Origin of the sequence: Burkholderia sp. AU31624 (assembly GCF_020420065.1) — a bacterium.
Lineage (GTDB): Bacteria > Pseudomonadota > Gammaproteobacteria > Burkholderiales > Burkholderiaceae > Burkholderia.
In genome coordinates, this window is sequence record NZ_JAIZRT010000001.1 from 468,947 (window position 1) to 493,902 (window position 24,956).

Sequence of the window (24,956 nt, forward strand, 5' to 3'; positions counted from 1 at the left end):
CGCGTGAATTACGGGGACAGATCATCTTCCTCCCCGCCTAACCTGCCTGGCGCACACCAGACGGCCACGGCCAGTAGTGGTGTACCGCAAATATCAGCGCCACCACCCCGATCACGACCAGCAGCAGGTACAACCAGCCTTTTTGGTGGTGGGCAGATCAACCAGCGCACTCACGTCGCCCGTCAGGGCCGCCAGCGCGACCATGCCGAGTCCGACCAGCACCATCGTTCCCTTGGCCACCCATCCAAAGGCAATCTCCAACGCGCCCGCCCATCGCGACTGGCGATAAGGGCCGGTAACCGGCCGACGGAGATCGGGCTTACCCATTTACGCGCACTCGCCCGGGACCGGCACGTCGGCCCATCGATCGACAGACTGACGCGAAAACAGGACGTCGAAGGTTGTCCTGACAAGCACCGGCTGCAATGGGGTGCGCGCATTTGATCGGGAGCGCCATGTTTTTTTCTTTCACGAGACGAGGTTCGGCGGTTCGATTCGTTTGGCCGGAAGAAGCCCATATCGTTCGATACGATGGACCCACGCCGGAACGCGCGCCGTTCGTCACACGCAATCCGGATCGGCCGGCTTATCATTGACCGGCCCGCCACTCGCCCCCGAGGCCATCTTGCACGCCCATCTGCGCATTGCCCGCCCGGTCAGCAACCTCGCCCGTACCGAGCGCATGTATCGCGACGCTCTCGAGCTGTCCGTTCTTGCGCGCTTTGAAGATCACGACGGTTTTTCCGGCGTGATGCTCGGGCGCGACGGCCTCGACTATCACTTCGAATTCACGCACTGCCCCGACCACCCGATCGCGCCGTCACCGACGCCCGAAGACCTGATCGTGTTCTATCTTCCCGATCGGCCGGAATGGGAAGCTGCATGCGCGCGCGCCACGGAACATGGCTTCATGCCGGTGACGTCGTTCAATCCGTACTGGGAGATATCCGGGCAGACTTTCGAGGATGCCGACGGCTACCGGATCGTGCTGCAGAACGGCACGTGGCGCTGACAGGCGAACACGCGTGAATCGTTACGCGCCGGCCACGCCGGCGGCACGGGCGGCATACACGACGTGCCGACGCAGCGCGTGCCCGTCCGGCAACGCAGGATGGTCGAAATCACGCGCGGGCTGATGCTGCATGCCGAGCCGCTGCATCACGTGGCGTGATCGCAGGTTGGTGTCAGCCGTCCACGCGAAGATCTCGCCGAGCCCGATCCGGTCGAACCCGTCGGCCAATGCGGCGGCGGCGGCTTCGGCAACGTAGCCGCACCCCCAGGCGTGACGCGCCTGCCGCCACATGATCTCGACGCACGGCGCCATCGGATGCGTTGCACGCGCTTCGTGCGACAGGCCGCACACCCCGATCAGCATCGCGTCGGCACGGCGCTCGAAGGCCCACGGGCCGAAACCGTGTGCATCGAAATGCGCGTCGAAGCGCGCGAGGACGTCGCTCGCCTCGTCAACGGACATCGGGCCGCGCGCGAGCCATGCGGTCACGTCTGGATCCTCATGCATCGCCGACAGCGCGCCCGCATCCGTCGGCCGCCAGCGACGCAGCGTCAAACGCTCGGTTTCGATCTTCGACGGTGTGGACATAGGGGCGATGGATCGTTCTGGCGACGTAACGCGAGCGCCGTCACAAACCTGAAAGCGGAACGGATGGGAGAAATGAAAATCGTCGCCTTTGTAGGCGACGATCCAGGGAACAGATGACGAGAAACGGGCGCCGGTGCGCCCGAGGCGGTTACTCGTTTTCCTCGAAGTAATGCCCAAACTTCGTCTGCTTCGTGCGGATATAACGCTCGTTTTCCTCGCGCACGGGCACCGCAAGCGCCACGCGTTCGCAAACCGGAATACCGTGCTTCGCGAGCGTGTCGAACTTCGCCGGGTTGTTGCTCATCAGCCGCACCGACGTCACGCCAAGGATCCGGAGAATCGCGGCAGCCGAATCGTATTCGCGGGCGTCGTCAGGCAGGCCGAGGTCGAGGTTCGCCTCGACGGTGTCGCGCCCCTGCTCCTGCAGTGCGTACGCACGGATCTTGTTGCTCAGGCCGATCCCGCGCCCTTCATGGCCGCGCAGATACAGCAGCACGCCGCGGTCTTCCGCCGCGATGTAACGCAACGCGAGATCGAGCTGCTCGCCGCAGTCGCAGCGGTACGAGCCGAATACATCGCCGGTCAGGCACTCGGAATGAAGGCGCGTCAGCACGGACTGCTCGCCGGCGACGTCGCCCATCACGAGCGCGAGATGTTCGGCATCGCTGCCCGATACGCGGAAAGCGTACGACGTGAACGTACCGTAACGCGTGGGCAGCGACGCGGTAGCGACGAGCGTCACGCACTCGTCGGCCTGGCCATTGCCCGGCGTGGGCGATTGGGGACGCGAAGACATCATGAATTCAATCGAAACGTTCAGGAATGTAGGAATTGTGTGGATAGTGCGTGACCGGAGTTTACCGCTAATCTGGAATCGTCACGCGACTGCCGCCACCTGCGCGGCTATACTGGGCTCATCGGGTGACAAGCATCACACCCTGCCTGCCCAGCATCGACCTGCACACGGAGAAAGCGAATGAGTACGACTGTCGCGCAACTTCTCAAGGCCAAGCCGGATTCGGGCCGCACCATCTACACCGTCACGAAGAGCGATCTCGTCTACGACGCCATCAAGCTGATGGCGGAAAAAGGCATCGGCGCGCTACTGGTCGTGGACGGCGACGACATCGCGGGCATCGTCACCGAGCGCGACTACGCGCGCAAGGTCGTCCTGCAGGACCGCTCGTCGAAAGCCACCCGCGTCGAGGAAATCATGACGGCGAAGGTGCGCTACGTCGAACCGTCGCAATCCACCGACGAGTGCATGGCGCTGATGACCGAGCACCGGATGCGCCACCTGCCCGTCCTCGACGGCGGCAAGCTGGTCGGCCTCATCTCGATCGGCGACCTCGTCAAGAGCGTGATTGCCGATCAGCAGTTCACGATCAGCCAGCTCGAACACTATATCCACGGCACGCCCGCGGTCACGTCCGCCTGACCCGCCCAGCAAAAAAGGCCCAAACGCGCGAGCGTCTGGGCGGAAAGCCGCCGGAATGCGGCGACGGAGGTTCTGCTCCTGCGGGCGAATGACGCGCACAACGGGTGCGCGTCTCGTCGATTAAGCGGTGCGCTCGGGCAGACCCGGGGGCGTTCAGTTGCCGAAATAGACCGAGTTCACGGGATTCGGTGCTTCGCGCGTCATGCGACGGCCGGCTTGGCCCGCACCCGTCGCCACGGCACCGTAGCCGCTCGTATCGGCTTGCGCGAGCATCGGCTGGTTCGGTTGAATGCGTTGTTCAGCGGCCTGGATGTTGTCCGGATATTGCGAATCGCTCGCCAGCGGCTTGTAGCCGTTCTGTTCGAGTTGCACGAGCTCGGCCTTGACCTGGTCGCGGGTCAACCCCTGCTCGGACTGTGCAAACGATGCGATCGGGGTGGCAAGGACGGATGCGGCGATAGCTGCGTAGATGACCGACTTCATGATTTACCTCCGGTATGTGTTCTCTTTTGGTGTCGCCTCGGCAGGGACTGTCTGAAGCGATTGAATCCAGTGTAGTGCTCGCCCATCCGAGGGGAAACCCTTAGTTTGAACATACAGCGTTGCGATTTTGACAAAAATCGCTGGCACATCCGGGACGATATCGCGGCAACTTGCTTCACTCGCACAACAATCGCTGACAAAATGCCGACAGCCGAATCACATATCCCGAAGGTTGTGTTGTAGAATCGTAAGGTTATATTCGTCAGTCGATCTTCCATCCACCATGTACGCGCTCACGCCCCTTTCGGTTTCGCCGTCCGGCCCGGCCGGCGTGCGCGCGCGCGCCCGTCATCCGGCGCATCCCCTCGCTCGACGCACGGCCCAGACGCCGCTCGCCCCTGCCCGGCGCCTGATCTGACGGCTCGGTCTCCTCCCGGAGCCAGGTCAGACAGGCTCCGGGCGATCCCCATAGGCACGCCACGCCTGCCCTTGCCGATCATTTGGAGAACTGCCATGAAACAACGCCTTTACCAGTTGACCGAACTCGACGTTGCTCGCCTCGAGAAGCACGCCGAACACAACCCGCGCTTTCAGACGATGCTCGATACGCTTCTTGAGCGCGCCGACATCGTCCAGCCCGACGCCATCAAGGCGAACGTCGTCACGATGAACTCGCAGATCACGCTGCTCGACGAAACGACCCAGGAACAAGCCACCTGGACGATTGTTTATCCGGACGCCGCCAATCTCGAGCTCGGCCGCCTGAACGTCTTCTCGCCCGTCGGCATGGCACTGCTGGGCACCCAGCGCGGCCAGATGGTCAAGGTGACGCAGCCGAGCGGCGCCGAAAAACAGATGAAGGTGGCCGCGATCGTGTTCCAGCCCGAAGCCAACGGCGAATACACGCGCTGAGCCCCCCACCGTCGGCACCGCGCCGTAGCGGTGCGCAACGAAAAAAGCGAGGCACAGGCCTCGCTTTTTTGCATCCGGACGACATGAATCGTCGACATCGCATTCCGCAGACGAAAAAAAAGGCGCCCGAAGGCGCCTTTTTCGATGCTGCGTAGCGGGTTACCCCGCCGTCACGCTTAGAAGCGGTGACGCAGACCAACCGTTGCTGCGGTTTGGTTGATCGACGAGCTCGGCAGGTTGTCGCTGAAGTTGCTGCCGTTGTAGATCGACGCGCCGATGCCGTTCTTCGCTGCACGCTGGTACACAGCTTGTGCGTAGACGTCCGTGCGCTTCGACAGAGCGTAGTCAGCTTGCAGGCCGAACTGGTTCCAGTGCGTGCTGCCGTTGTTGATCTTCGCGTTCGTGTACGTGTAAGCAGCGCCCAGGCCGAGAGCCGGCGTCAGGTTGTACTTTGCGTTGACTTCGTAGTTGTCGGTGCGCAGCGTGCCGACGCCAACTGCGTTGTTGTCGAGGCGAGCTTGCGTCCATGCAGCGCCGACTTGTGCCGGGCCGAATGCGTAGCCAGCAGCAGCACCGTACGTGCGGACGCGGCCTTGGCTAGCGATGCCACCGATTGCCGACGACGTTGCGCCGTTTGCGTTCGTACCGTCACCCAGGTTCGCTTGCGAGTATGCACCCGCCAGCTTCAGGCCTTGGAACTGGTATGCAACGCCTGCGCTGTACGCACGGTTGTTACCGAAGTTCGTGTTGTTCGAGAACGAGTACGTGCCGCCGAATTGCAGGCCAGCATAGTTAGCGCTCGTGAACTTGATCGTGTTGTTCTGAGCGACATCACCGTTCGTGCTCAGACGGTCGAGGTTCAGCGGGTGCGCGAAGTACGTGCCGCCCCACGAGCCCGTTGCCGTCAGCGGCGCCAGGTAGTCTTGCGTTGCGTCATACTGCTTACCCAGCGTGACCGTGCCGTACTGGCTCGACAGGCCGACGAAAGCTTGGCGGTTGAACATGCCGTTGCTGTTCGCGAACTTGCCGTTACCGATGTTGAAGCCGCTTTCCAACGTGAAGATTGCCTTCAGGCCGCCACCCAGGTCTTCCGAGCCACGCAGGCCGAAACGGCTCTGGTCAATGCCCGAACCCATCGCCCAACGCGACTTGCCAGCTTGGCCGAGTGCCGGCTGGACGTTGCTCGTGTAGGTGATGCCTGCGTCCAGCACGCCGTACAGCGTGACGCTGCTTTGTGCGTGAGCGACGGTAGCAAACGATGCTGCAGCTGCTGCAACGATCAGAGTCTTGTTCATTCGTGGAGCTCCCTTCTAAAAAGAGGCAGGTCTCGCGACCTTGTTCATAAACGGTCTGCAACCGCCCGGGAGCGCCATCGATCCTGCTGGCCGCGCCCGGATAGTTGCCCGTTTGGGAACCGTGAGTTTAGGGGTGTACCCTAGGGGAGCGATCCGCAAATAAAGAAATAAGCTTTTCCAGAACTAGAAATAATGAAAGTGGGGACGAGTTATAAGTATTTGTTTTGACGTTTGTTTTTGACTTCTTGACGGGGGCTTTTTGGAGCCTTTCATCGCACCATTCTTACATGTCATCGTCTTGACGGTTGCATAGAAACAACAAACGGATTCGGCGCGACACCCCGAAATCGGTAAATTCTACCCAACTGGATCTCGAATTTCTGGCTCCGGACACCTAAAACGCATCCGTCGGCCAGTAAACAGGGCACGACAGTCGTTCGGCGGGTCACATCCCCTGCACCCATCCATATAGAAAGGCCAGCTTCCACCTGCCGTGACACACGGTAACAGCGTTAACCGCTCGCGTAACCCGGCCGGCCGACTGGCAGGCTAATGTAAGGCAGCCTCGAATACAGAACAGGACACGCCATGAATCGACGCTCGTTGTTGCGCGCCATCGGATTGACTGCCACCTTCGTCGGCACCGGCGGCTGGCTCCGCGCCGCCTCGGCCCAGCCGGCGCCGCCCGTGTACCGGCCGTCGGGCCCGAATCGCGTGCCCGGCGGCCCGCCCTATCCGGACCGCCCGGGCATCGCACCGCCGGCCGCCCGGCACGACCGCCGTCCGCCGCCGCCACGGCCGCACGGCTACATATGGACCGACGGCTACTGGCGCTGGCAGCGTGGCCGCTATATATGGGTGCCGGGGCGCTGGGTCGCACGGCGCCCCGGGCGTCGGTGGGTGCCCGGCTACTGGCGCCGCCAGGGACAGGTGTGGATCTACGTCGACGGTACGTGGCGATAGGCAGCCACCGGGCGCCCGGCCAGTAGCAGGCTCGGGGCGGACGGCGCGAGAACCCGTGCCGTTCTGCCCCGATATCAACATCATGATGCCCGGCAGGCGCCCCGACGAATCCTGCCCCCTGGCCCAATGCCGGCGCGCAAACCGGGGAGATGCTTCCGGTCACGCAACCTCGACCATCGACGTGCTCGCCGGTCTACGGCGCACCATCCCGCCTCGACCGGACCCTGCCGCACTCTTCGTGCGCGATGCACAGAAAGACCGCCGTCTCGATCGCCCCGTACCTGCCCTTGTTAAACGGAGCATCGCCAGCGCATTGCCGCATACGGGACGAATGGAACGCACTGCAGCATCCGGCGCCCTTGATCAAACCGACGAAATCATTTGGATAACGAACTCATGCAATGGCGATGCACCGGCAACTACGCCACGCCTCGTCGCATCGCCCCCGAACGCAGCACAACGCCCAGCGACAAGGCGGCGCAAGCCCCCGCTCAGCGCCCGCCCCCTTCCATTTCCCGCGCACGACGTCGCGCAACGCAGATCGCGCGATGATGTTCGTCGGCCCACCGGATCATCGCCTGCATCGGCGTCAGGAACGAACGCCCGAGGTCGGTCAGCGCATATTCGACACGCGGCGGCACTTCGGCGTACAGCGTGCGACTGACGAAGCCGTCCTGCTCGAGCCGCTTGAGCGTGCGCGACAGCATCTGGTTCGACACATCGCCGATCGTACGGCCGAGTTCGTTGAAACGCATCGTCCCGCTGGACAACGCTTCGAGCACGAGCAGGCTCCACTGGTCGCCGATGCGGTCGAGCACATCGCGAATCGGGCATGGCTGATCGAGTTCGACGGATTCGTCGGCGGGCGGGAACGGCATGACTGGATTCTCTTTCACGGGCAACGCAGGGTCAGCGCGGTGTGACCTGTTCACACCGCGCTGACTTCTTGTGACGGGTTCGCGGCAACTGTACCATTCGATCGCCCCGACAGCCGCGCGGATTCGCCAGTTCAACGAAGCATGACGACGGCGCGCGGCCGTTACCGGCCCGTGTCGTCACGATACGGGCCGGGCGGAAAACCCCTCGCGGCGACAAGGCGCGTGCATCCGCAACCATGCGCCGCCGCCCGCTGATCGCCGCGGCAGGCTCGACCCGCGGTCGCTCTTCGCGCACCCACCCACGCTTCATCAGACAAGGAACCCGCTACATGTCATCGCTCCGCTCCCCCGTTCGCGCCGTTGCCGCGCTCGTCCTGCTGGCCGCGTCGACGGCCGCGCTGGCCGCCGGCCCGGCCACGCGCGACCTGGCCGCCGGCCCGGCCACGCGCGACCTGGCCGCCGAGGAAGCCAACCGCCAGCTCGTGCTGACGTTCTACGACCGCTTCTTCAACAAGCACGAAGCCGTCGAAGCCGCCGCCGTCGTCGCGGACGACTACAAGCAGCACAACCCGCACGTGCCGGACGGCAAGAAGCCATTCGTGTCGTACTTCGTCGGCGCGTTCCAGAAGAACCCGGCATCGCGCGCGCGCATCGTGCGCAGCGCAACCGACGGCGACCTCGTCTACCTGCACGTGTATGCGACCGAGCGTCCGGGCGACCGCGGCGAAGCGGTCGTCGACATCTTCCGCGTCAAGGACGGCAAGATCGTCGAACACTGGGACGTGATCCAGCCGGTACCGGAAAAGTCCGCGAACGCGAACACGATGTTCTGACGCGCGCGGCCGGCACGTGGTGCGCCACGATGCGCAACCCCCGTCTAAGGACGATCGGCCGCCCACCGGGCAAGCGCGCATGCCCCGCGGCGGCGAACTCCCCTACAATCGAGCTTCGCCGCCGCGCCGGCCTCCGTCCCGCATGACCGCACCGCCAGCCGCCGCGCCGCCGGCGCGCCATGGCAAGCGAAGCACGGCCGGCACGGGCGGCCGTTCGCGCAGACGGTGTCAACGATGAGCCCCGCCCATATTTCCCTCAGCAATGCCGGCGACCTGGTCGCCAGCCTCGGCAGTCCGCAGTTTCCCGCCCGGCTCTGGGCATGGCTGCGCGAAACCGTCGATCCGCAGTCCCATTACAGCGTCGCGACGCGCTACCGCCGCGATGCGCCGTCGCAGTCGGTCGACAGTGTCGACGTGCTGTTCTTCGCGGGCGGCGACGATCCCGACGGCACGCGCCACGCGCTCGATCTCTATACCCAGGGCGACTGGCGCACCGACACGCTCCTCCCGCATATCGAGCGCGCCACCGATTCGCAGCTCGTGTTCTCGTGCAACGAAGACATCGATACGGCAACCGAATACGGCCGCCATTTCGCGCTCGGCGATCTCGGCGAAGACTGCACGCTGCTCGGCAGCGAGCGCGACTATGTCTATGCGTTCTCGTTGTTCCGCCGGCGCGGCCAGCCGTCCTATACGCTGGCCGAGCTGGCGCTGCTGCGGCAGCTCGGCGATTTCGTGCTGCCGCTCCTGATCCAGCATGCCCGGCTCGCCCGCCTGACGCCGCGCTCGGACGACGGCGCGTTGCTGCAGCGGTTCGAACAGCGCCTGTCGGCCAGCAGCGCGGTGCTGTCGCAGCGCGAACGGCTCGTGTGCCGCGCGGTGCTGCAAGGCCAGCCTGTCCCGCAGATTGCCGATACCCTCGCGCTCAAGCCCAGCAGCGTGCGCACCTATCTCGGGCGCGCGCTCGCGAAGCTCGGCGTGGCGAACCGGGCCGGGCTGTTCGCGTGGTGCGTGACCGAAGAGGAACCGCCGGGGGACCGCGGTCAATAGCTGACACCTCCGCATCGCTGCACGCCCGCTCGCCCCCGCCTTCTTTGTCGCGCTTTGTCCTCAAAACGATGACAGACAACCGGCCGCCCCGCTCCTAGTATCTGACTCACCCGACGACCGGAACGCGTCGGATATCACGGAGACACGGCATGCCGAATACCGGATGGACGCCGGCCCGCACGGCCGCGCGCGCATCGCCCATCGATCCGCCGATTCAGACCTGGCGGCGCGATCGGCATGACGCGCCGGCAGCGGCCGGCCTTCACGGCGACGCATCGCCGCGCCCGCCGCGCAACACCGGCACCTAGCCGCCCCGCATCTCATTCCAACCCGACCGGGTTCACGCGACCGGACGAGCCAGACGGCCCGCCCGCCGGACACGTGCGCCCGTCGAATCTTCCCCCATCCGGAGGAGACACATGCAACACGCCGATACCGTCTATCTGAACGGCCTGCTTTACACGGGCGACGCGCAGCGCCGCTTCGCTCAGGCGCTGGCCACCCAGGACGGCAAGATCGTCGCCGTCGGCCGCGACGACGACATCCGCCCGCTGGCCGGCCCGGCGACGCGCGTCGTCGACCTGGCCGGCAGGCTGATGCTGCCGGGCCTCATCGACGGCCACGTGCACCCGCTCGAAGGCCACCAGATCCTCGGTGACTTCGACCTGTCCGGCATCAACGATCCCGACACGATCCTGCAGCGCATTCGCGCATGCGCCGATGCGACGCCGAACGAACCGTGGGTCTATCTCGGCGGCGCCAACCTGGCCGCATTCGGCGCGTATCCGACCCGCGAGCTGCTCGACCGGATCGTGCCCGACCGGCCGCTGCTCGTGGTCGGCTTCGACGTGCACAGCGGCTGCCTCAACACGAAAGGGCTCGAAGCGGCCGGCATCCACGCCGATACGCCCGACCCGGCCGGCGGCGTGTACGAGCGCGACGCGTCCGGCGCGCCGAACGGCGTCGTGCACGAAGCGGCGTTCTACCGCGTGTGCCCGCTCATTCCGCAACTGAGCCCGGCCGGCTACCCGAAGTCGCTCGCGAAAGCGCACGCGATGGCGCACGGTTACGGCCTCATCGGCTGGTTCGACGCGCGCGTCGAGGAGGCCGAGCTCAAGGCGTATGCCGACGCGCAGCGCGCGGGCATGCTGAAGGTGTACATGAGCGCGGGCCTCTATGCGAACCCGCGCCGCGATCCGCGCGAGCAGATCGAGCGCTTCTCCAGATGGCGTCGCGAATACGAATGCGACAACCTGCGCCTGCATACGGTGAAGATCTTCGTCGATGGCGTGCCCGAATCGAAAACCGCCGCGCTGCTCGAGCCGTACGCCGGCACCGACGACTGCGGCCTCGCGCTGTGGAGCCAGGACGCGCTGAACGAGATCTGCCTGCTCGCGGATACGGCCGGCTTCGACCTGCACTTCCACACGCTCGCCGACCGCGCGGTGCGCATGACGCTCGACGCGCTCGAATACGTCCAGATCCGCAACGGTATGCGCGACCGGCGCGCGCAGCTCGCGCACCTGCAGCTCGTCGATCCGGCCGACATGAGCCGCTTCAACCGGCTCGGCGCGATCGCCAGCGTGCAGACGCTGTGGACGGCCGCCCGCGAGGAGCAGCAGCAGCTCTATCGCGACCTGCTCGGCGCCGAGCGCACCGCGCGCAACTATCCGTTCCGCAGCCTGCGCAACGCGGGCGCGATGCTCGCGGCCGGCTCCGACTGGTCGGTCAGCACGATGGACCCGATGCAGATCATCCAGACGGGCGTCACGCATCTGCTGATCGACCAGCCCGACAGCCCGCCGTGGAATCCGCACGAACGCCTCGACCTGCTCACGATGCTCGAGGCCTATACGGTGAACACCGCGTATGCGCTGCGCTTCGACGACTGCACGGGTTCGCTCGAAGCGGGCAAGGACGCGAGCTTCGCGATCCTCGACCGCAATCCGTTCGCGCACCCGGTCGAGACGTTCGCGCAAACCCGTGTGATCGAGACGTGCTTCCGCGGCGAAGTCGTGTATGCCGCGCCGGGCTGGGCCGACTGAAGCACGCAATCGGCGTCAGGCGACGGCCAGCGCCAGCACCTGCTCGGTCGTCAGCACGTCGCCGAACGTGTCCGACAGCGCGGCCAGCGTCGCGCGATGGAGGTCCCGGTGCGATACCGTGCCGCCCTCCGCGAGGTCGAGGTCGCGCGTCGCGCATGCGTCGTCGACGACGATCACCGCGTAGCCGAGCGGCACCGCATCGCGTGCCGCGCCGGCGACGCATGCATGCGTCATCAGCCCCGTGACGATCAGCGTGTCGACACCGGCCGCCTTCAGGCGCGCATCGATGTCCGTCGTCGGGAACACGCTCACCGACGTCTTCTTCACCACCGTGTGATGCGCCGCCGGCTGCAGGTCCGCGTGAAAGCGGAAGCCGTCGCTGCCGTCGGCGAAGATCGGGCCGTCGGCCGCATCGACGTGCTGCACGTGAAACACCGGCATGCCCGCGCGGTCGGCGAACGCGATCACGCGCTGCGCGTTGCCCAGCGCGCGCGGCCCCTCCGGAATCGGCAGGCGGCCGCTGAAATATTCATTCTGGAAATCGATCACCAGCAGCGCGGTGCGGGCGGCGGCGATCGATGTCGGCGCGCTCGCGCCCGCCAGGGTACGGATGGTCGGATGTTGCATGGGTCGCTCTCTCGGTTGGCATGTCGAAGGAACGGCGCGCCGGGCCAGCCGGCGCCGCCGGACGCGGCCCGGATACGCCCGGGACGCGAGGCGCCAGTGTCGTGCCGCGCGGCCTGGCGCGACAGCGGTGCGCGGGACAACCTCCGACAGGATCGGGCCAACGTGCAAACCGCCTACGACAGCGCGGCTGTTCGCGCGCCCGGCTGCGTGCGGCCATACGCGACCATCATCGCGAAGCTGAGCAGGAAGCCCGCGCCACCGATCAGCAGCAGGCCGGTCTCGCCGAACACCGGCAGCAGGTTCGTGAGCGCGCCCGTCACGACCCACGCAACGGCCATCACCGAGCCCGCGACGCCGAGCGCCCAGCCTTGCCGGTCCTCGCTGACCGCGTCGGAGAACGCCGTATACATCGTCGTGTACGCAACCATGTCGAAGCAGCCGACGACCATCGCGAGCGACCACAGCACCGGCTCGTGCGGGAACAGCGCGGACAGGACCTGGCCGACGCCCGCGACGAGCAGGCCCGTCTTCGCGATGTCGACCACGCGCCACACGCGCAGCATCCGCCGTACGACGAACAGCAGCCCGAACACGAAGCAAAGGCCGATCACGCCGCTGAACAGCCCCAGCCGCGCGCTCGTGTAGCCGAATCTCGCCTGCAGCAGCAGCATGATGGTCTGCAGGTAGAGCCCGTAGCCGACCTGCATCAGGAAGAACACCACCGACAGGAACGCGACGTTGCGCTGGCGCGCGGCCTCCCCGATGATCCGCAGCGGCAGCAGCGGATCGATGCGCGTGTCGCCGCGCGGTGCGGCCGAATCGCGGTACGACGCCCAGGTCCAGCACGCGCAGGCCAGCGACAGCGCGGCGACCAGCACGAACGGCGTGCCGTAGTCGAACAGCGGCGAAATCGTGCGATCGGACGTCACGCCGCCGAGCACGGGGCCGACGATCACGCCCGCGCTGAACGCGAGCGACATGATGCTCATGTTGTGCGCCTTGTTCTCCGGCGTGCTCAGGTCGGTGATCGCTGCCTGCGCGATGCCCTGGCAGCCGGCCAGCAGCCCGGTGAGCCCGCGGCCCGCCAGCAGCAGCGCGACGCTCGCGTGCCACGCGCCGGCCGCCATCATCGCGTAGCCGGCCGAGAGGCCGAGCACGCACAGCAGCAGGATCCTGCGCCGGCCGTAACGATCGGACAAGTCGCCCATCAGCGACGAGCCGAAGAACATGCACAACGGGTAGATCCCGTAGCCGAGACCGAGGTAGAAATTGCGCGCATGCGCGCCGGCGTCGGCCGGCAGGATGCCCGCGTGCGGATCGCTGAAGATCGCGGACATCATCGGATAGACGAGCCCGAAGCCCATCGCGTCGATCGCGATGGCGAGCAGGCAGGGGCCGAGCAACGTGTAGTCGAGCCGGGACATGGCGACCTTCCGGACAGAGTGGATGATCGCCCAAGCGTAACGATGGGGCGGCGGCCGCGGTAGGCCGCCGCCCGTGATGCTAAGCATCGGCAGGACCACTACCCTGCCCACCGCCCGCGCCGATGGCTCGCCGGCGCGGGCGGCAGGCCACGGTCGCTACTTGACGCTCAACGGCTCGCCCTGAAACTGCCGGCGCGCGAGCACGCATGGCGCGCCGTCGTGCATGAACACGCTCGCGAGCAGCCCGAACGACGCCGCGAACAACACGTACCACGCGGGCGCGACAGGTGACCCGCTCGCGTGCGTCAGCCACGTGACGATGAACGGCGCGAAGCCGCCGAACACCATCACCGCGACGTTGTACGCGAGCGCGATGCCCGTGGAGCGCGAACGCGTCGCGAACTGCTCGGCGAGCGTGGTCGGCGCGGGCCCGTAGCAGATGCCGATGATCGTGCAGGTCACGAGCTGCATCACGAGCAGTCGCCCGATGCCCGGCGCGGCAGCCAGCCACGTGAACAGCGGATACGTGACGGTCAGCAGCGCCAGCGAACCGGCGATCAGCACGGGACGCCGGCCGATGCGGTCGGACACGAGCGCCGCGAACGGGATCGTCACCGTCAGCAGCGCAACCGCCACCATCTGCACCTTGAAGACCTGGTCGAGCGGCAGCCCGAAGGTCTTGTGCACGAACGTCGGCATGTTGACGAGCATCACGTAGAACACGGCCGTGCCGGTGATCGTCTGCCCCATCGACACCAGCACGCCGCGCAGGTTGTCGCGCAGCACGCCCGACACGCTCGCCGGCGGCTCGATGGTCGACTTGCTCGCGGCGACGAACGCCTCGGTCTCCTCCATGTGCCGGCGGATCCACAGGCCGACCGGCCCGATCAGCAGCCCGAGCGCGAACGGCACGCGCCAGCCCCAGCTATGCAGCGCCGCATCCGACAGCGACTGCGTGGCCCACGCGCCCATCGCGGCGCCCGAGAACACCGCGAGACACTGGCCGATCAGTTGCCACGATCCGTACAGCCCGCGCCGGTTCTCCGGCGCGCTTTCCACGAGAAACGCGGTCGCGCTCGCGTATTCGCCGCCTGTCGCGAAACCCTGCAGCAGCCGCGCGACGACGATCAGGATCGGCGCCGCCGGGCCGATCACGGCGTACGACGGCGCGAACGTGATCAGCGCGATCGACAGCGTCATCAGGAAGATGATGAGCTGCATCGCGGCCTTGCGGCCCTTGCGGTCCGCATAGAGCCCGAGCAGGATGCCGCCCACCGGGCGCATGAAGAAGCCGACGCCGAAAGTCGCGAGCGACATCAGCAGCGACGCGTACTGGCTCTCCGCGGGAAAGAACAGCCGCGCGATGATGCCGGAGAAGAAACCGTAAACGATGAAGTCGTACCACTCGAGGGTATTGCCGACGACAGCGGCAACCACCTGCCGATGCCGCGAGTTCCGACGTGAGTCGCGCATGCTTGTCTCTCCTGCAGTCTCATGGCGCCGCGCCGCATGCGTACCGGGTTGCTGGCACGCATGGGCGAACCGGCTGTTCATATCGCCGGCCGGCAAGGCGCGGGCACGGGCCCGCATCATCGGAACCTCGCGGCCTGCCCGTGGGACCGGCGTGAAACGATCATAGGGACGCCGAAAACCCGTATCAATTAATACCCGCGGCAGATGATTAGCCGGAGATTAAATGTTGCCCCGCCGGGCGCCGCCACGCGGAAACCCCGGAAATCCGCGCATTGTTGCAGCCCCGGTTCTGCGGCAGAATCGTCGGCCGCCCTTCCCGTCGCCCGCACCATGCGCAACCGCATCAACGAAGAGATCACGTTCCGCAAGCTCGAGGTTCTCCTCGCCTTCTTGGAAGCCGGTAGCCTCGCGAAGGCCGCCGAGGCGCTGGGCGTGAGCACGGTCAGCGTGCACCGCGCGTTGCACACGCTCGAGGAAGGGATGCACTGCGCGCTGTTTCGCCACGAGGGGCGGAACCTGATGCCGACCGACGCCGCGCAGGTGCTCGCCGAAGTCGCTGGCGAAGTGCTCAAGACGATGACGGACGGGATCCGCTCGACGCGCGAGGCGGCCGGCTACGGCGCCGGCCAGTTGAAGATCGGTTCGCTCTACTCGTTGACGATCCGCACGGTGCCCGAAGTCGTGATCGCGTTGAAGGAGCGCCGCCCCGAGCTGCAGGCCGAGCTCGTGCTCGGCTCGAATGCCGACCTGCTCGACAAGCTCCGGCAAGGCGCGATCGACGCGACGCTGATGGCCCTGCCCGAACCGGATGCCGAGATCGAATCGATCGCGCTGTTCGAGGACGAGATGTTCTTCGCCGCGCCGATCGACTCACCGTACGCGCGGCACGATGCCATCGATCTGTGCTCGTGCGGCGACGCGCCGTTCGTGTCGCTCGGCGCAGGCTTCGCGACACATCATGGCTTCACGGAAGCGTTTCGTTCGGCCGGCGTCACGCCGAACGTCGTGATGCGTGTGGGCGACATCTTCTCGCTGATCAACCTCGTGTCGGGCGGCGTCGGCTGCTCGCTGCTGCCCGGCCGCGTGCGCGACCTGTTCGCGCACAAGATCGCGCTCGTGCCGCTCGCCGGGCCGACGATCCGCCAGACGATCGGCTTGAGCTTCCTGCACCGGCGCGAACGCGACCCGAACCTGCTTGCGCTGACAACAGTGTGCCGGCTGACAGTCAAGGGGCCGAACGCGCGGTAACGCGCGGATCGCCCGGCCGCAAGCGCGCCTTCTCCGTTCCGCTTCGCATTCCGGCATCGTCGCGCCCCGGCGCACCCACTCGCCCGCCACGCCACGGCGAAGCGCGCGAGGTCATCCGTTTGGACGGCACGCCGCGCGCGCTTTGTTGCGATCATGGCCGTCAATCATCGCGAGGCACGCCCACGCGTGTCCGCCACGGAGACGCCATGAACGACACACTCCTCGGCCCCATCGACCAGATCGGCTACGTGGTCGCCGATCTCGACCGCAGCATCGCGCGCTGGCGCAAACGCCACGACGTCGGCCCGTGGACCGTATTTCGCAACGTGCGTCTCGACGGCCATCATCTCGGCGCACCGGTGACAGTCACGATGGATGTCGGGCTCGCGTATCGCGGCGATCTGCAGATCGAACTGATTCACGTGACGAACGACACGGCGTCGCCGTACCGCGACGCGCACGGGCAGCCGCTCGTCGGGCCGCATCACGTCGCGTGGGTCGTCGACGATCTCGATGCCGCGCTCGCGCAGCTCACGGCCCGCGGCCTGCGTGTCGTGTTCGACGCGCGCAACCCGGCCACGCGCGTCGCCTATCTCGACGATGCCGACGATCCCGGCGTACGCGTCGAAGTGATCGAAGGCGCCGGCATGCGCGACACGATCGCGCGCGGCATCGCCGAGGCCCGCGCATGGGACGGCGCCGATCCGGTTCGCATCATCGACGCGCCGGCCACCTCCGCATAAGCGGCCCCGCGCGTCCCTCTCACTCACAGGAGCAAGCAACATGAAACGACTCGAAGGCAAGGTGGCGCTGATCACGGGCGGTGCCCGCGGCCAGGGCGAAGCGGAAGCGCGCAGGTTCGTCGCCGAAGGCGCACGCGTGGTGATCGCCGACGTGCTGGACGAAGCCGGCCAGCGCGTCGCGGCAGAACTCGGCGACGCCGCACGTTTCCAGCATCTCGACGTGACGAACGAAGCCGACTGGCAGGCTGCCGTCGATGCGACGCTCGTGCAGTTCGGCCGCCTCGACATCCTCGTGAACAACGCCGCGATCCTGAAGCTCGTGCCGATCGAAGCGTGCTCGCTCGACGACTATCGCAAGGTGATCGACGTGAACCAGGTCGGCTGCTGGCTCGGCATGAAGTCGGCGCTGGGCGCGCTGAAGGCGGCGGGTGGCGGCTCGATCGTCAATGTATCGTCGACGGCCGGGATGGAAGGCGTCGCGGGCGGCAGCGCGTACGTATCGAGCAAGTTCGCGGTGCGCGGGATGACGAAGGCCGCCGCACTCGAATTCGGCCGCTACGGCATTCGCGTGAACTCGGTACACCCAGGTGGCATCGATACGGTGATGGCGCGCCCGCCCGAGTTCGCGGATTTCGATCCGTCGTCGATCTACAGCGGCCTGCCGATCGCGCGCATCGGCAAGCCCGATGAAGTGGCCAATCTCGTGCTGTTCCTCGCGTCCGACGAATCCGCGTATTGCACCGGGTCGGAATTCATCGTCGACGGCGGAATGCTCGCCGGCAGTTCATTCCACTGAACCGCATCCAGGTCGACGCGCGCCCGCCAATCCGATGGGCGGTTTCGTTTGCACTTTCGAGTGCGCTGCGTAGAGCGTACAGCCGCCCCATCTGGCCACACACGCCCGAAAACGACAATGCCGCCGGCGGCTGTCCCGCGCGGCGGCATCGTCATTTGCGGCGCTACGCACCACGCGTCGCGCTTACCCCCTCGACTGGATCGCCGGCGCGCCATTGCCGCGCGCCGCCTGCCGGCCACCGCCACGCACGAAGCGTCGCCCGTGCGGACCGTACACGCCATCCGGTTCCGGATACAACATCAGCAGCACGAAATACAGCACGCCGCCCACCACCAGCGACACCGGCACGCTCAGATCGAGCCCGCCCGCGAGGTTGCCGAGCGGCCCGACGAACTGCCCCGGCAGGTTCACGAACGACAGCCCGACGAACGCGGCCGGCAGCCACGCGCCCATCGCCCGCACGTTCCAGCCGTGCGTGAACCAGTAGTGGCCGCCGCGCAGCCCGCGGTTGAACACCTGCAGGTCGTCCACGAGATAGTAGCCGCGCCGCGTCACGTAGCCGATCACCATGATCGCCATCCATGGGCAGCTGAACGTATCGATCAGCGTCGAGAACGTCGCGACGCTTTCGACGAGGTTGAACCAGAAGCGGCCGACGAAGATGAACGCGATCGCGATCGTGCCGATCAGCAGCGTCGCACGCACGCGGTTCAGCAGGCGCGGGAACATGCTCGACACGTCGAGGCCGGTGCCGTACAGCGCGGTCGTGCCGGTCGACATCCCGCCGATGATCGCGATCAGGCACATCGGCAGCAGGAACCAGCGCGGCGAGATCGCGAGCAGCCCGCCGACGTAGTCGTTCGACGCGATGAACGCGGGCGCCTTCGTCGCGATGATCGTCGCGGTCGCGAGGCCGAAGAAGAACGGTACGAAGGTCGCGATCTGCGCGGCGAACACGGCGCCCATCACGCGATGCTTCGGTGTGCGCTGCGGGATGTAACGCGCCCAGTCGCCGAGCGTCGACGCGAACGACACCGGGTTGCTGAGCGCCACCAGCACCGCGCCGACGAACGCGGCCCAGAATCCCGCGCTGCCCTGCTGCACCGTGCCGGCATAGCTCACGTCGAACAGGCCGGCGAACGCGAACAGGCCCGCGACGAACAGCACGCTCGCGGCCCACACGGCGATCTTGTTGACCCACAGCATGAAGCGGAAGCCGTAGATACAGACGATCAGCACGAGCACCGCGAACACCATGTACGCCGCGCCGAGCGTGAAGCCGTTGACCGGCACGCCGACCATGTTGTGCGCGCCGCCGACGAGCGCGTCGCCCGAGCTCCACACCGCGAGCGAGAAGAACGCGATCGACGTGAGCAGCGCGAGGAACGAGCCGACGATCCGGCCGTGGATGCCGAAATGCGCGCCGGACGACACCGGGTCGCTCGTCCCGTTGCGCGGGCCGAACAGGCTCATCGGCGCGAGGATGCAGGTGCCGGCGAGCACGCCGAGCACGATCGCGCAGACCCCCGCCTTGAACGACAGCCCGACCAGCACGGGAAAACTGCCGAGCACCGACGTGGAAAAGGTATTGCAGCCGCCAAACAACAACCTGAACAGATCGATCGGCCGCGCGTAGCGCGATGCATCGGGAATGCGCTCGAAACCGAACGACTCGACCTGCGTAATCCTGCCTTCACTCATTTGTCTCCTACTCCTCTGGTGCGTCTGTACCGCCCGGGACTGCGGCGATACGACACATCGTCATCAATTCGCGGCCACTCTAAACCGGATCGCGCGGCGCAAATATCACGCATTCGAGACGTTTACGACGAAGGAGAACAATGTTTCCCGGCAGGCCGGCGGGCGGCGCCCGCGCCATCCGTCCGGCGCGGGCAATGCGAGGTCAGTGCGCGCCCTCCTCCGCCGGCGCGCGGCAGGCGATCAGGCCCCGCTGAACGGCTTGCCGCGCCTCGATGCCGGCGAGCCAGCGCTCGACGTGCGGGTAGTCGGCCAGATCGAGATCGAGTTCGGGCGCCGCGCGCAGCCACGGAAACGCGGCGATGTCGGCGATCGAGTACCGCGGCGACGCGAGATACGCCGATTCCGCCAAGCGGCCATTCACGACCCCATAGAGACGCCGCGCCTCGTTCCGGTAGCGCTGGAGCGCTTGCGCATTGACCGTCTTCGATGCATGCAGGAACCACCAGAGCTGGCCGAGCATCGGCCCGATTCCGCCGATCTGGAAGTGCAGCCACTGCTGGACGGCCGTGCGCTCGGCCAGCGTGCCGGGATGCAGAACGCCCGTTTTCGCGGCGAGATAGCTGAGGATCGCGCCGGATTCGAACACGGTCAGCCCGGCGTCGTGGTCGACGATGGCCGGGATCTTGCCGTTCGGGTTGATCGCGAGAAACGCCGGGCTGCGCTGCTCGCCGGCGGAAAGATTCACGTGCACGCGGTCGTAGGCGAGGCCGGCCTCTTCCAGGTAAATGGCGACCTTGTGCCCGTTCGGCGTGTTGGCCGTATAAAACGTGAGGGGATGCGTCGAGATCATGGTGGTCCTTGTCTTCCGGTTATCGTTGCAACTACAATCGTTGCAATTGCAATCCTATGCCGGAACCGATAGACCCGGCGACATGCCAGTACTCGAAGGAGGGACATGCAGACTGCGCGATCCGGTCCGCCCGTGCGGACACCCGACACCCGCCGCGCCGCGGCGGCCTGCCTCGACAGGCTGATCACGCAGCGGCTCGCGCCGCGTGGCCGTGCGGTGTCGCCGCTCGCCGCGATGCGCGCGGCCGCCGATTGCCTCGAACGCGATGCGGCGACAGCGGAACGTGTCTGGATCGTGCGAGCCGATGCGCGGGAGCCGTCTGCGGACGCGGACGCACATCGCCGCATCAGTGCGTGGCCGCTACGGTTTCTCGATGCGCGCAAGCGGTTCGAGAAACCGCTGCTGTACCTGCTGCATGCGCGCGCGACCGACCGGTTGCGGCTGGCGTCGGTCGAAACCATCGATCGCGGGATCTTCGTCAACGATGCCGAAACGGTCACGTCGTGCTGGCCGAAAGGCGTGACACCCGACGTCCCGCACTGGCTCGCCGCGAACCCCGCGTGCACGCCGTACGATCCGGCGTCGGGCCATGAGGCGATCGCGATCCTGCGCCACGCGCTGCGCACGCTCTATGTCGCCGGCCAGCCGGGATTCTGCTACCTCGCGAGCCACGACGACCTCGTACCCGATGCGAAGCCGCTGTCGGCCACCGCGGCCCGCGATGCGTTCAGCGGCATGGTGCGGGCCGGCCGGCGTACGGCGGCCGGCGCGGCTGCACATATCCGGCTGTGCGGCGCGGGCAGCACGCTCGCACAGGTGCGGGAGGCGGCCGACCTGCTGCACGACGAATGGCGCATCGATTCGACGATCTGGAGCTGCCCGAGCTACACGCAACTCGCCCGCGACGGTCATGCAGCCGACCGGTGGAACCTGCTGCATCCGCACGACGAACCGCGGATCGCGCATGTGCGCCGATGCCTCGGCGACAGCCGCACGCCGGTGCTTGCGATGACAGGCTATGCGCGGCACGTCGCCGCGCAGATCGGCGCGTTCGTCCCGGCCCGCTTCGCGGCGCTCGGCGCGGACCTGGCCGGCCCGGGCCCCGGCACACGCGCGCCGAATGCCCGCTGGATCGCCGCGGTCGCGCTTCGGCTGCTGGCCGACGACGGCCGCGTGCCGGCCGCCTGGGCCGCGCAGGCGATGCGCCGCTGTGCGAGCGGCTGACGTGCGGGCCGGCCGCCGCTACTTCGCGTCGGCGCCCGCGTCGCGCGCCGCGGCGGTCGCACGGTCGAGCGCGGCGGCCATCGCCGCCTGCTCCTTGCCGCCGAACTGGTCGAGGAAGAGCTCCGACACCGTCGACTGGTACACCTTCCACATCTTCTTGCGCAGCGTCCGCCCCTTGTCGGTGATGCTCGCATAGGCGGCACGGCCGTCGTCCGCCGAACGGGCGCGCGTGACGAGCCCCTCCTGTTCGAGCCGGTCGACAAGCCGCGTGAGGTTGTAGCGCTCGATCGCGAGCACGTCGGCCAGCTCGTGCATGCGGCGCGTGCCGTCGGGCCCGCTTTCGAGCCCCCACAACGCGTCGTACCACGCATAGGCCGGCAGGCCGGCCGCCGCAAGGCGGCGCTCGATCTCGCGAATCATCGTCCGGTGTGCGCGGACGAACGAGAACCACAGATCGGGTTCGGGTGCGCTCATGTCAGGTCGTTCCTCTCGTTGAATTGCAGTTGCAATTAAATTTTACCTCGATAACAATTGCCCTCATACGATTGCAATTGCAACCATCTGCCCGCCGATCGGCGGGCGTTCCGTCGCGCGACGCGGCGCCACGACCGTCGCCCCGCGCAGCCTTATGCTTCTGGAGACACTGCATGACCGCACCTCTCACGCTACCCGACATCGACCCGCAGGAAACCCGCGAATGGCTCGATGCGCTCGAATCCGTGATCGCGCTCGAAGGCCGCCCGCGCGCGCACTACCTGCTCGACCGGCTTTCCGATCTCGACGCGGCACGCCACGGCGACCTGCACGGCCGCGTGACGACCGCGTACGTGAACACGGTGCCGCGTGAACGGCAGCCGCCCTACCCGGGCGATCTTGCGCTCGAACGGCGCCTGAACGCGATGATCCGCTGGAACGCGATGGTGATGGTGCTGCGTGCCGGAAGGCATTCGAACGTCGGCGGGCACATCGCAACCTACCAGTCCGCCGCGGTGCTGTACGACGTCGGCTTCGATCACTTCTTCCGCGGCCGCACCGACACCTTCGACGGCGACATGGTCTACATCCAGGGCCATTCGGCGCCCGGCATCTATGGCCGCGCCTATCTGGAAGGCCGCATCACGGACGCGCAACTCGACAACTTCCGCCGCGAGACCGGCCGCGAAGCGGGACGCGACGGGCTGTCGTCGTATCCGCATCCGCGGCTGATGCCGCATTTCTGGCAATTCCCCACCGTGTCGATGGGGCTCGGGCCGCTCACGGCCGCGTATCAGGCGCGCTTCATGCGCTACCTCGAATATCGCGGGCTGAAAGCGCATCAGGGCCGCAAGGTCTGGGCATTCCTCGGCGACGGCGAAATGGACCAGCCGGAATCGCTCGCCGCGATCTCGCTCGCCGGGCGCGAACGGCTCGACAACCTGATCTTCGTCGTCAACTGCAACCTGCAGCGCCTCGACGGCCCCGTGCGCGGCAACGGCAAGGTCATCCAGGAACTCGAAGGCACGTTCCGCGCGGCGGGCTGGAACGTCATCAAGGTGATCTGGGGCGCCGGCTGGGATCGCCTGCTCGAACGCGACACGACGGGCCTGCTGCGCCAGCGCATGATGGAATGCGTCGACGGGGACTACCAGACCTTCAAGTCGCAGAGCGGCGCGTACGTGCGCGAGCATTTCTTCGGCAAGTATCCCGAGTTGCTCGACCTCGTCGCGGACCTGTCGGACGACGACATCTGGAAACTGGCACGCGGCGGCCACGATCCGGAAAAGGTGCATGCGGCCTATGCGCGGGCGATGCGCGCGGACGGACGGCCGACCGTCGTGCTCGCGAAGACGGTCAAGGGCTTCGGGATGGGCGAAGCCGGCGAAGGCCAGAACGTGAACCACCAGTTGAAGAAGATGAGCGCGGACGCCGTACGCGCGTTTCGCGACCGCTTCGCGCTGCCGGTCAGCGATGCGCAGCTCGACGAACTGCCCTACCTGAAGCCGGAGCCGGGCAGCGCCGAGGCACGATACTTCGCCGAACGCCGTGCCGCACTCGGCGGCCACGTGCCGGCCCGCTTCAGCACCGTGGCGCCGCTGCCGACACCGCCGCTTGCCGCGTTCGACGGTCAGCTCAAGGACAGCGGCGAGCGCGGGCTGTCGACGACGATGGCGTTCGTGCGCATCCTCGGCACGCTGCTGAAGGATCCGGCACTCGGCAAGCTCGTCGTGCCGATCGTGCCGGACGAGTCGCGCACGTTCGGGATGGAGGGCCTGTTCCGCCAGATCGGCATCCACTCGCATCTCGGCCAGCTCTATACGCCGCAGGACGCTGGCCAGCTCAGCTACTACAAGGAAGCGAAGGACGGGCAGATCCTGCAGGAAGGCATCAACGAATCGGGCGCGATCGCGTCGTGGATCGCGGCCGGCACCGCGTACAGCAACCACGGCCTGCCGGCGATTCCGTTCTATATCTTCTACTCGATGTTCGGGCTGCAACGCGTCGGCGACCTCGCGTGGGCAGCCGGCGATGCACGTACGCGCGGCTTCCTGCTCGGCGCGACATCGGGCCGCACGACGCTGATGGGCGAAGGGTTGCAGCACGACGACGGGCACAGCCACGTGCTGTCGTCGGTGATTCCGAACTGCGTGTCGTACGACCCGACCTATGCATACGAACTCGCGGTGATCGTGCGCGACGGGCTGCGGCGGATGTTCGCGGAACAGGAGGATGTCTACTACTACATCACGCTGCTCAACGAGAACTACACGCATCCGGCGCTGCCGGACGGCGCGGAGGCCGGCATTCTCAAGGGGCTCTACCTGCTGCGCGAAGGTACGTCACACATAGCCGATGCGCCGCATCTGCAGTTGATGGGCAGCGGCGCGATCCTGCGCGAAGTGATCGCCGCGAGCGACCTGCTCGCGCGGGACTTCGGCGTGTCGAGCGACGTGTGGAGCGCGACGAGCCTGAACGAGTTGCGCCGCGACGGGCTTGCCGCGGAGCGCTGGAACCTGCTGCATCCCGAGCAGGCGCCGCGCGTGCCGTACGTGCAGCAATGCCTCGACGGCCGCACGGGGCCGGTGGTGGTGGCGACCGACTACATGAAGATCGTCGGCGACCAGATCCGCGGGTTCGTCGACGGCCGGCGCTTCGTGTCGCTCGGCACCGACGGCTTCGGCCGCTCGGATACGCGCGACGCGCTGCGCACGTTCTTCGAGGTCGACCGGCACTTCATCGTGATCGCGGCGTTGAAGGCGCTCGCCGACGACGGCGCAATTGCGCGTGCACGCGTCGGCGAAGCCATCCGGCGCTACGGCATCGACATCGACAAGGTCGATCCGGCCAGCGTGTAGTTGCGCGGCGCGGGGCAGGCCGGATGGCCCGGCCTGCCGCG

General features: G+C 66.8%; 24 protein-coding genes. 12 read left to right on the forward strand and 12 right to left on the reverse strand.

Translation table 11 applies throughout. From position 1 onward, the window contains the following. Positions 1-111: 111 nt before the first annotated feature. Positions 112-327 carry a hypothetical protein gene (locus LGM89_RS02205; RefSeq protein ID WP_226272148.1) on the reverse strand — a complete coding sequence of 72 codons (216 nt, stop codon included), beginning with the start codon at positions 325-327 and terminating at the stop codon, positions 112-114. Positions 328-625: 298 nt separating this feature from the next. Here LGM89_RS02205 and LGM89_RS02210 point away from each other — a divergent pair, with 298 nt between their 5' ends. Then, positions 626-1,012, forward strand: coding sequence for a VOC family protein (locus LGM89_RS02210; protein WP_089427154.1), 387 nt, complete (start codon positions 626-628; stop codon positions 1,010-1,012). 21 nt (positions 1,013-1,033) lie between these two features. Here LGM89_RS02210 and LGM89_RS02215 read toward each other — a convergent pair whose 3' ends face one another. Both LGM89_RS02215 and ribA read right to left on the reverse strand, forming a co-directional pair. Further along, positions 1,034-1,600 carry a GNAT family N-acetyltransferase gene (locus LGM89_RS02215; protein WP_226272149.1) on the reverse strand — a complete coding sequence of 189 codons (567 nt, stop codon included), beginning with the start codon at positions 1,598-1,600 and terminating at the stop codon, positions 1,034-1,036. Between the two features lie 148 nt (positions 1,601-1,748). Further along, positions 1,749-2,399, reverse strand: a complete 651-nt coding sequence (gene ribA, locus LGM89_RS02220; protein ID WP_069260282.1) for a GTP cyclohydrolase II — start codon at positions 2,397-2,399, stop codon at positions 1,749-1,751. A gap of 177 nt (positions 2,400-2,576) precedes the next feature. Here ribA and LGM89_RS02225 point away from each other — a divergent pair, with 177 nt between their 5' ends. Then, on the forward strand, positions 2,577-3,038 hold the full coding sequence (locus LGM89_RS02225) for a CBS domain-containing protein (RefSeq protein ID WP_069252006.1): 462 nt from the start codon (positions 2,577-2,579) through the stop codon (positions 3,036-3,038). Positions 3,039-3,191: 153 nt separating this feature from the next. Here LGM89_RS02225 and LGM89_RS02230 read toward each other — a convergent pair whose 3' ends face one another. Beyond that, positions 3,192-3,521 carry a DUF4148 domain-containing protein gene (locus LGM89_RS02230; protein ID WP_089496625.1) on the reverse strand — a complete coding sequence of 110 codons (330 nt, stop codon included), beginning with the start codon at positions 3,519-3,521 and terminating at the stop codon, positions 3,192-3,194. Between the two features lie 513 nt (positions 3,522-4,034). On the opposite strand from LGM89_RS02230, the gene LGM89_RS02235 reads away from it, so the two are divergent. Further along, positions 4,035-4,433, forward strand: a complete 399-nt coding sequence (locus LGM89_RS02235) for a GreA/GreB family elongation factor (RefSeq protein WP_089496624.1) — start codon at positions 4,035-4,037, stop codon at positions 4,431-4,433. Between the two features lie 176 nt (positions 4,434-4,609). On the opposite strand, the gene LGM89_RS02240 is transcribed toward LGM89_RS02235, so the two are convergent. Continuing rightward, on the reverse strand, positions 4,610-5,728 hold the full coding sequence (locus LGM89_RS02240; RefSeq protein ID WP_089442094.1) for a porin: 1,119 nt from the start codon (positions 5,726-5,728) through the stop codon (positions 4,610-4,612). A 588-nt stretch (positions 5,729-6,316) separates the two neighbouring features. Between LGM89_RS02240 and LGM89_RS02245 the strand changes: the two genes are divergently transcribed. Then, on the forward strand, positions 6,317-6,691 hold the full coding sequence (locus tag LGM89_RS02245) for a YXWGXW repeat-containing protein (protein ID WP_226272150.1): 375 nt from the start codon (positions 6,317-6,319) through the stop codon (positions 6,689-6,691). A 491-nt stretch (positions 6,692-7,182) separates the two neighbouring features. Here the strand turns inward: LGM89_RS02245 and LGM89_RS02250 are convergent, their stop codons facing one another. Next, on the reverse strand, positions 7,183-7,569 hold the full coding sequence (locus LGM89_RS02250) for a winged helix-turn-helix transcriptional regulator (RefSeq protein ID WP_089496622.1): 387 nt from the start codon (positions 7,567-7,569) through the stop codon (positions 7,183-7,185). 329 nt (positions 7,570-7,898) lie between these two features. Between LGM89_RS02250 and LGM89_RS02255 the strand changes: the two genes are divergently transcribed. From LGM89_RS02255 to LGM89_RS02265, 3 genes are all read left to right on the forward strand, one after another. Further along, the gene (locus tag LGM89_RS02255; RefSeq protein WP_226272151.1) at positions 7,899-8,402 is read left to right on the forward strand and encodes a nuclear transport factor 2 family protein; all 504 of its coding nucleotides are present in this window, start codon (positions 7,899-7,901) and stop codon (positions 8,400-8,402) included. Positions 8,403-8,636: 234 nt separating this feature from the next. Continuing rightward, a complete protein-coding gene (locus LGM89_RS02260; RefSeq protein ID WP_226272152.1) occupies positions 8,637-9,452 on the forward strand; it encodes a helix-turn-helix transcriptional regulator in 816 nt (271 codons plus the stop codon). A 419-nt stretch (positions 9,453-9,871) separates the two neighbouring features. After that, positions 9,872-11,497 (forward strand): amidohydrolase, encoded by a 1,626-nt coding sequence (locus tag LGM89_RS02265; RefSeq protein WP_226272153.1) that lies wholly within the window; start codon positions 9,872-9,874, stop codon positions 11,495-11,497. A 15-nt stretch (positions 11,498-11,512) separates the two neighbouring features. Here LGM89_RS02265 and LGM89_RS02270 read toward each other — a convergent pair whose 3' ends face one another. From LGM89_RS02270 to LGM89_RS02280, 3 genes are all read right to left on the reverse strand, one after another. Further along, the gene (locus LGM89_RS02270) at positions 11,513-12,124 is read right to left on the reverse strand and encodes a cysteine hydrolase family protein (RefSeq protein ID WP_226272154.1); all 612 of its coding nucleotides are present in this window, start codon (positions 12,122-12,124) and stop codon (positions 11,513-11,515) included. Between the two features lie 173 nt (positions 12,125-12,297). Beyond that, complete coding sequence (locus tag LGM89_RS02275) at positions 12,298-13,548, reverse strand: MFS transporter (protein WP_226272155.1); 1,251 nt, start codon at positions 13,546-13,548, stop codon at positions 12,298-12,300. A 156-nt stretch (positions 13,549-13,704) separates the two neighbouring features. Then, positions 13,705-15,021: an MFS transporter gene (locus tag LGM89_RS02280; RefSeq protein WP_226272156.1), complete on the reverse strand. Its 1,317-nt coding sequence runs from the start codon at positions 15,019-15,021 to the stop codon at positions 13,705-13,707. A 330-nt stretch (positions 15,022-15,351) separates the two neighbouring features. On the opposite strand from LGM89_RS02280, the gene LGM89_RS02285 reads away from it, so the two are divergent. From LGM89_RS02285 to LGM89_RS02295, 3 genes are all read left to right on the forward strand, one after another. Continuing rightward, positions 15,352-16,269, forward strand: coding sequence for a LysR family transcriptional regulator (locus tag LGM89_RS02285; RefSeq protein WP_226272157.1), 918 nt, complete (start codon positions 15,352-15,354; stop codon positions 16,267-16,269). Positions 16,270-16,475: 206 nt separating this feature from the next. Beyond that, positions 16,476-17,012 (forward strand): VOC family protein, encoded by a 537-nt coding sequence (locus LGM89_RS02290; protein ID WP_226272158.1) that lies wholly within the window; start codon positions 16,476-16,478, stop codon positions 17,010-17,012. A gap of 40 nt (positions 17,013-17,052) precedes the next feature. After that, the gene (locus LGM89_RS02295) at positions 17,053-17,808 is read left to right on the forward strand and encodes a glucose 1-dehydrogenase (RefSeq protein WP_226272159.1); all 756 of its coding nucleotides are present in this window, start codon (positions 17,053-17,055) and stop codon (positions 17,806-17,808) included. Positions 17,809-17,991: 183 nt separating this feature from the next. On the opposite strand, the gene LGM89_RS02300 is transcribed toward LGM89_RS02295, so the two are convergent. Together LGM89_RS02300 and LGM89_RS02305 are read right to left on the reverse strand one after the other, a co-directional pair. After that, the gene (locus LGM89_RS02300) at positions 17,992-19,509 is read right to left on the reverse strand and encodes a purine-cytosine permease family protein (protein ID WP_226272160.1); all 1,518 of its coding nucleotides are present in this window, start codon (positions 19,507-19,509) and stop codon (positions 17,992-17,994) included. A 202-nt stretch (positions 19,510-19,711) separates the two neighbouring features. Further along, positions 19,712-20,359, reverse strand: coding sequence for a glutathione S-transferase family protein (locus tag LGM89_RS02305; RefSeq protein WP_226272161.1), 648 nt, complete (start codon positions 20,357-20,359; stop codon positions 19,712-19,714). Between the two features lie 105 nt (positions 20,360-20,464). Here LGM89_RS02305 and LGM89_RS02310 point away from each other — a divergent pair, with 105 nt between their 5' ends. After that, a complete protein-coding gene (locus tag LGM89_RS02310) occupies positions 20,465-21,583 on the forward strand; it encodes a transketolase-like TK C-terminal-containing protein (protein ID WP_226272162.1) in 1,119 nt (372 codons plus the stop codon). 18 nt (positions 21,584-21,601) lie between these two features. On the opposite strand, the gene LGM89_RS02315 is transcribed toward LGM89_RS02310, so the two are convergent. Further along, entirely contained in the window at positions 21,602-22,057 is a 456-nt protein-coding gene (locus tag LGM89_RS02315; RefSeq protein WP_089432930.1) for a MarR family winged helix-turn-helix transcriptional regulator, read from the reverse strand. 173 nt (positions 22,058-22,230) lie between these two features. Here LGM89_RS02315 and aceE point away from each other — a divergent pair, with 173 nt between their 5' ends. Continuing rightward, a complete protein-coding gene (gene aceE / locus LGM89_RS02320; RefSeq protein ID WP_226272163.1) occupies positions 22,231-24,915 on the forward strand; it encodes a pyruvate dehydrogenase (acetyl-transferring), homodimeric type in 2,685 nt (894 codons plus the stop codon). The last annotated feature ends 41 nt before the right edge of the window (positions 24,916-24,956 follow it).

What these genes read in the sequence shown, in the direction of transcription:
- LGM89_RS02230 (WP_089496625.1), bottom strand. Translation starts at nt 3,521, where the DNA reads ATGAAGTCGGTCATCTACGCAGCTATCGCCGCATCCGTCCTTGCCACC.
- LGM89_RS02300 (WP_226272160.1), bottom strand. Translation starts at nt 19,509, where the DNA reads ATGAGTGAAGGCAGGATTACGCAGGTCGAGTCGTTCGGTTTCGAGCGC.
- ribA (WP_069260282.1), bottom strand. Translation starts at nt 2,399, where the DNA reads ATGATGTCTTCGCGTCCCCAATCGCCCACGCCGGGCAATGGCCAGGCC.
- LGM89_RS02285 (WP_226272157.1), top strand. Translation starts at nt 15,352, where the DNA reads ATGCGCAACCGCATCAACGAAGAGATCACGTTCCGCAAGCTCGAGGTT.
- aceE (WP_226272163.1), top strand. Translation starts at nt 22,231, where the DNA reads ATGACCGCACCTCTCACGCTACCCGACATCGACCCGCAGGAAACCCGC.
- LGM89_RS02240 (WP_089442094.1), bottom strand. Translation starts at nt 5,728, where the DNA reads ATGAACAAGACTCTGATCGTTGCAGCAGCTGCAGCATCGTTTGCTACC.
- LGM89_RS02265 (WP_226272153.1), top strand. Translation starts at nt 9,872, where the DNA reads ATGCAACACGCCGATACCGTCTATCTGAACGGCCTGCTTTACACGGGC.
- LGM89_RS02215 (WP_226272149.1), bottom strand. Translation starts at nt 1,600, where the DNA reads ATGTCCACACCGTCGAAGATCGAAACCGAGCGTTTGACGCTGCGTCGC.
- LGM89_RS02275 (WP_226272155.1), bottom strand. Translation starts at nt 13,548, where the DNA reads ATGTCCCGGCTCGACTACACGTTGCTCGGCCCCTGCCTGCTCGCCATC.
- LGM89_RS02295 (WP_226272159.1), top strand. Translation starts at nt 17,053, where the DNA reads ATGAAACGACTCGAAGGCAAGGTGGCGCTGATCACGGGCGGTGCCCGC.
- LGM89_RS02260 (WP_226272152.1), top strand. Translation starts at nt 8,637, where the DNA reads ATGAGCCCCGCCCATATTTCCCTCAGCAATGCCGGCGACCTGGTCGCC.
- LGM89_RS02270 (WP_226272154.1), bottom strand. Translation starts at nt 12,124, where the DNA reads ATGCAACATCCGACCATCCGTACCCTGGCGGGCGCGAGCGCGCCGACA.
- LGM89_RS02245 (WP_226272150.1), top strand. Translation starts at nt 6,317, where the DNA reads ATGAATCGACGCTCGTTGTTGCGCGCCATCGGATTGACTGCCACCTTC.
- LGM89_RS02305 (WP_226272161.1), bottom strand. Translation starts at nt 20,359, where the DNA reads ATGATCTCGACGCATCCCCTCACGTTTTATACGGCCAACACGCCGAAC.
- LGM89_RS02290 (WP_226272158.1), top strand. Translation starts at nt 16,476, where the DNA reads ATGAACGACACACTCCTCGGCCCCATCGACCAGATCGGCTACGTGGTC.
- LGM89_RS02235 (WP_089496624.1), top strand. Translation starts at nt 4,035, where the DNA reads ATGAAACAACGCCTTTACCAGTTGACCGAACTCGACGTTGCTCGCCTC.
- LGM89_RS02225 (WP_069252006.1), top strand. Translation starts at nt 2,577, where the DNA reads ATGAGTACGACTGTCGCGCAACTTCTCAAGGCCAAGCCGGATTCGGGC.
- LGM89_RS02255 (WP_226272151.1), top strand. Translation starts at nt 7,899, where the DNA reads ATGTCATCGCTCCGCTCCCCCGTTCGCGCCGTTGCCGCGCTCGTCCTG.
- LGM89_RS02250 (WP_089496622.1), bottom strand. Translation starts at nt 7,569, where the DNA reads ATGCCGTTCCCGCCCGCCGACGAATCCGTCGAACTCGATCAGCCATGC.
- LGM89_RS02310 (WP_226272162.1), top strand. Translation starts at nt 20,465, where the DNA reads ATGCAGACTGCGCGATCCGGTCCGCCCGTGCGGACACCCGACACCCGC.
- LGM89_RS02205 (WP_226272148.1), bottom strand. Translation starts at nt 327, where the DNA reads ATGGGTAAGCCCGATCTCCGTCGGCCGGTTACCGGCCCTTATCGCCAG.
- LGM89_RS02315 (WP_089432930.1), bottom strand. Translation starts at nt 22,057, where the DNA reads ATGAGCGCACCCGAACCCGATCTGTGGTTCTCGTTCGTCCGCGCACAC.
- LGM89_RS02280 (WP_226272156.1), bottom strand. Translation starts at nt 15,021, where the DNA reads ATGCGCGACTCACGTCGGAACTCGCGGCATCGGCAGGTGGTTGCCGCT.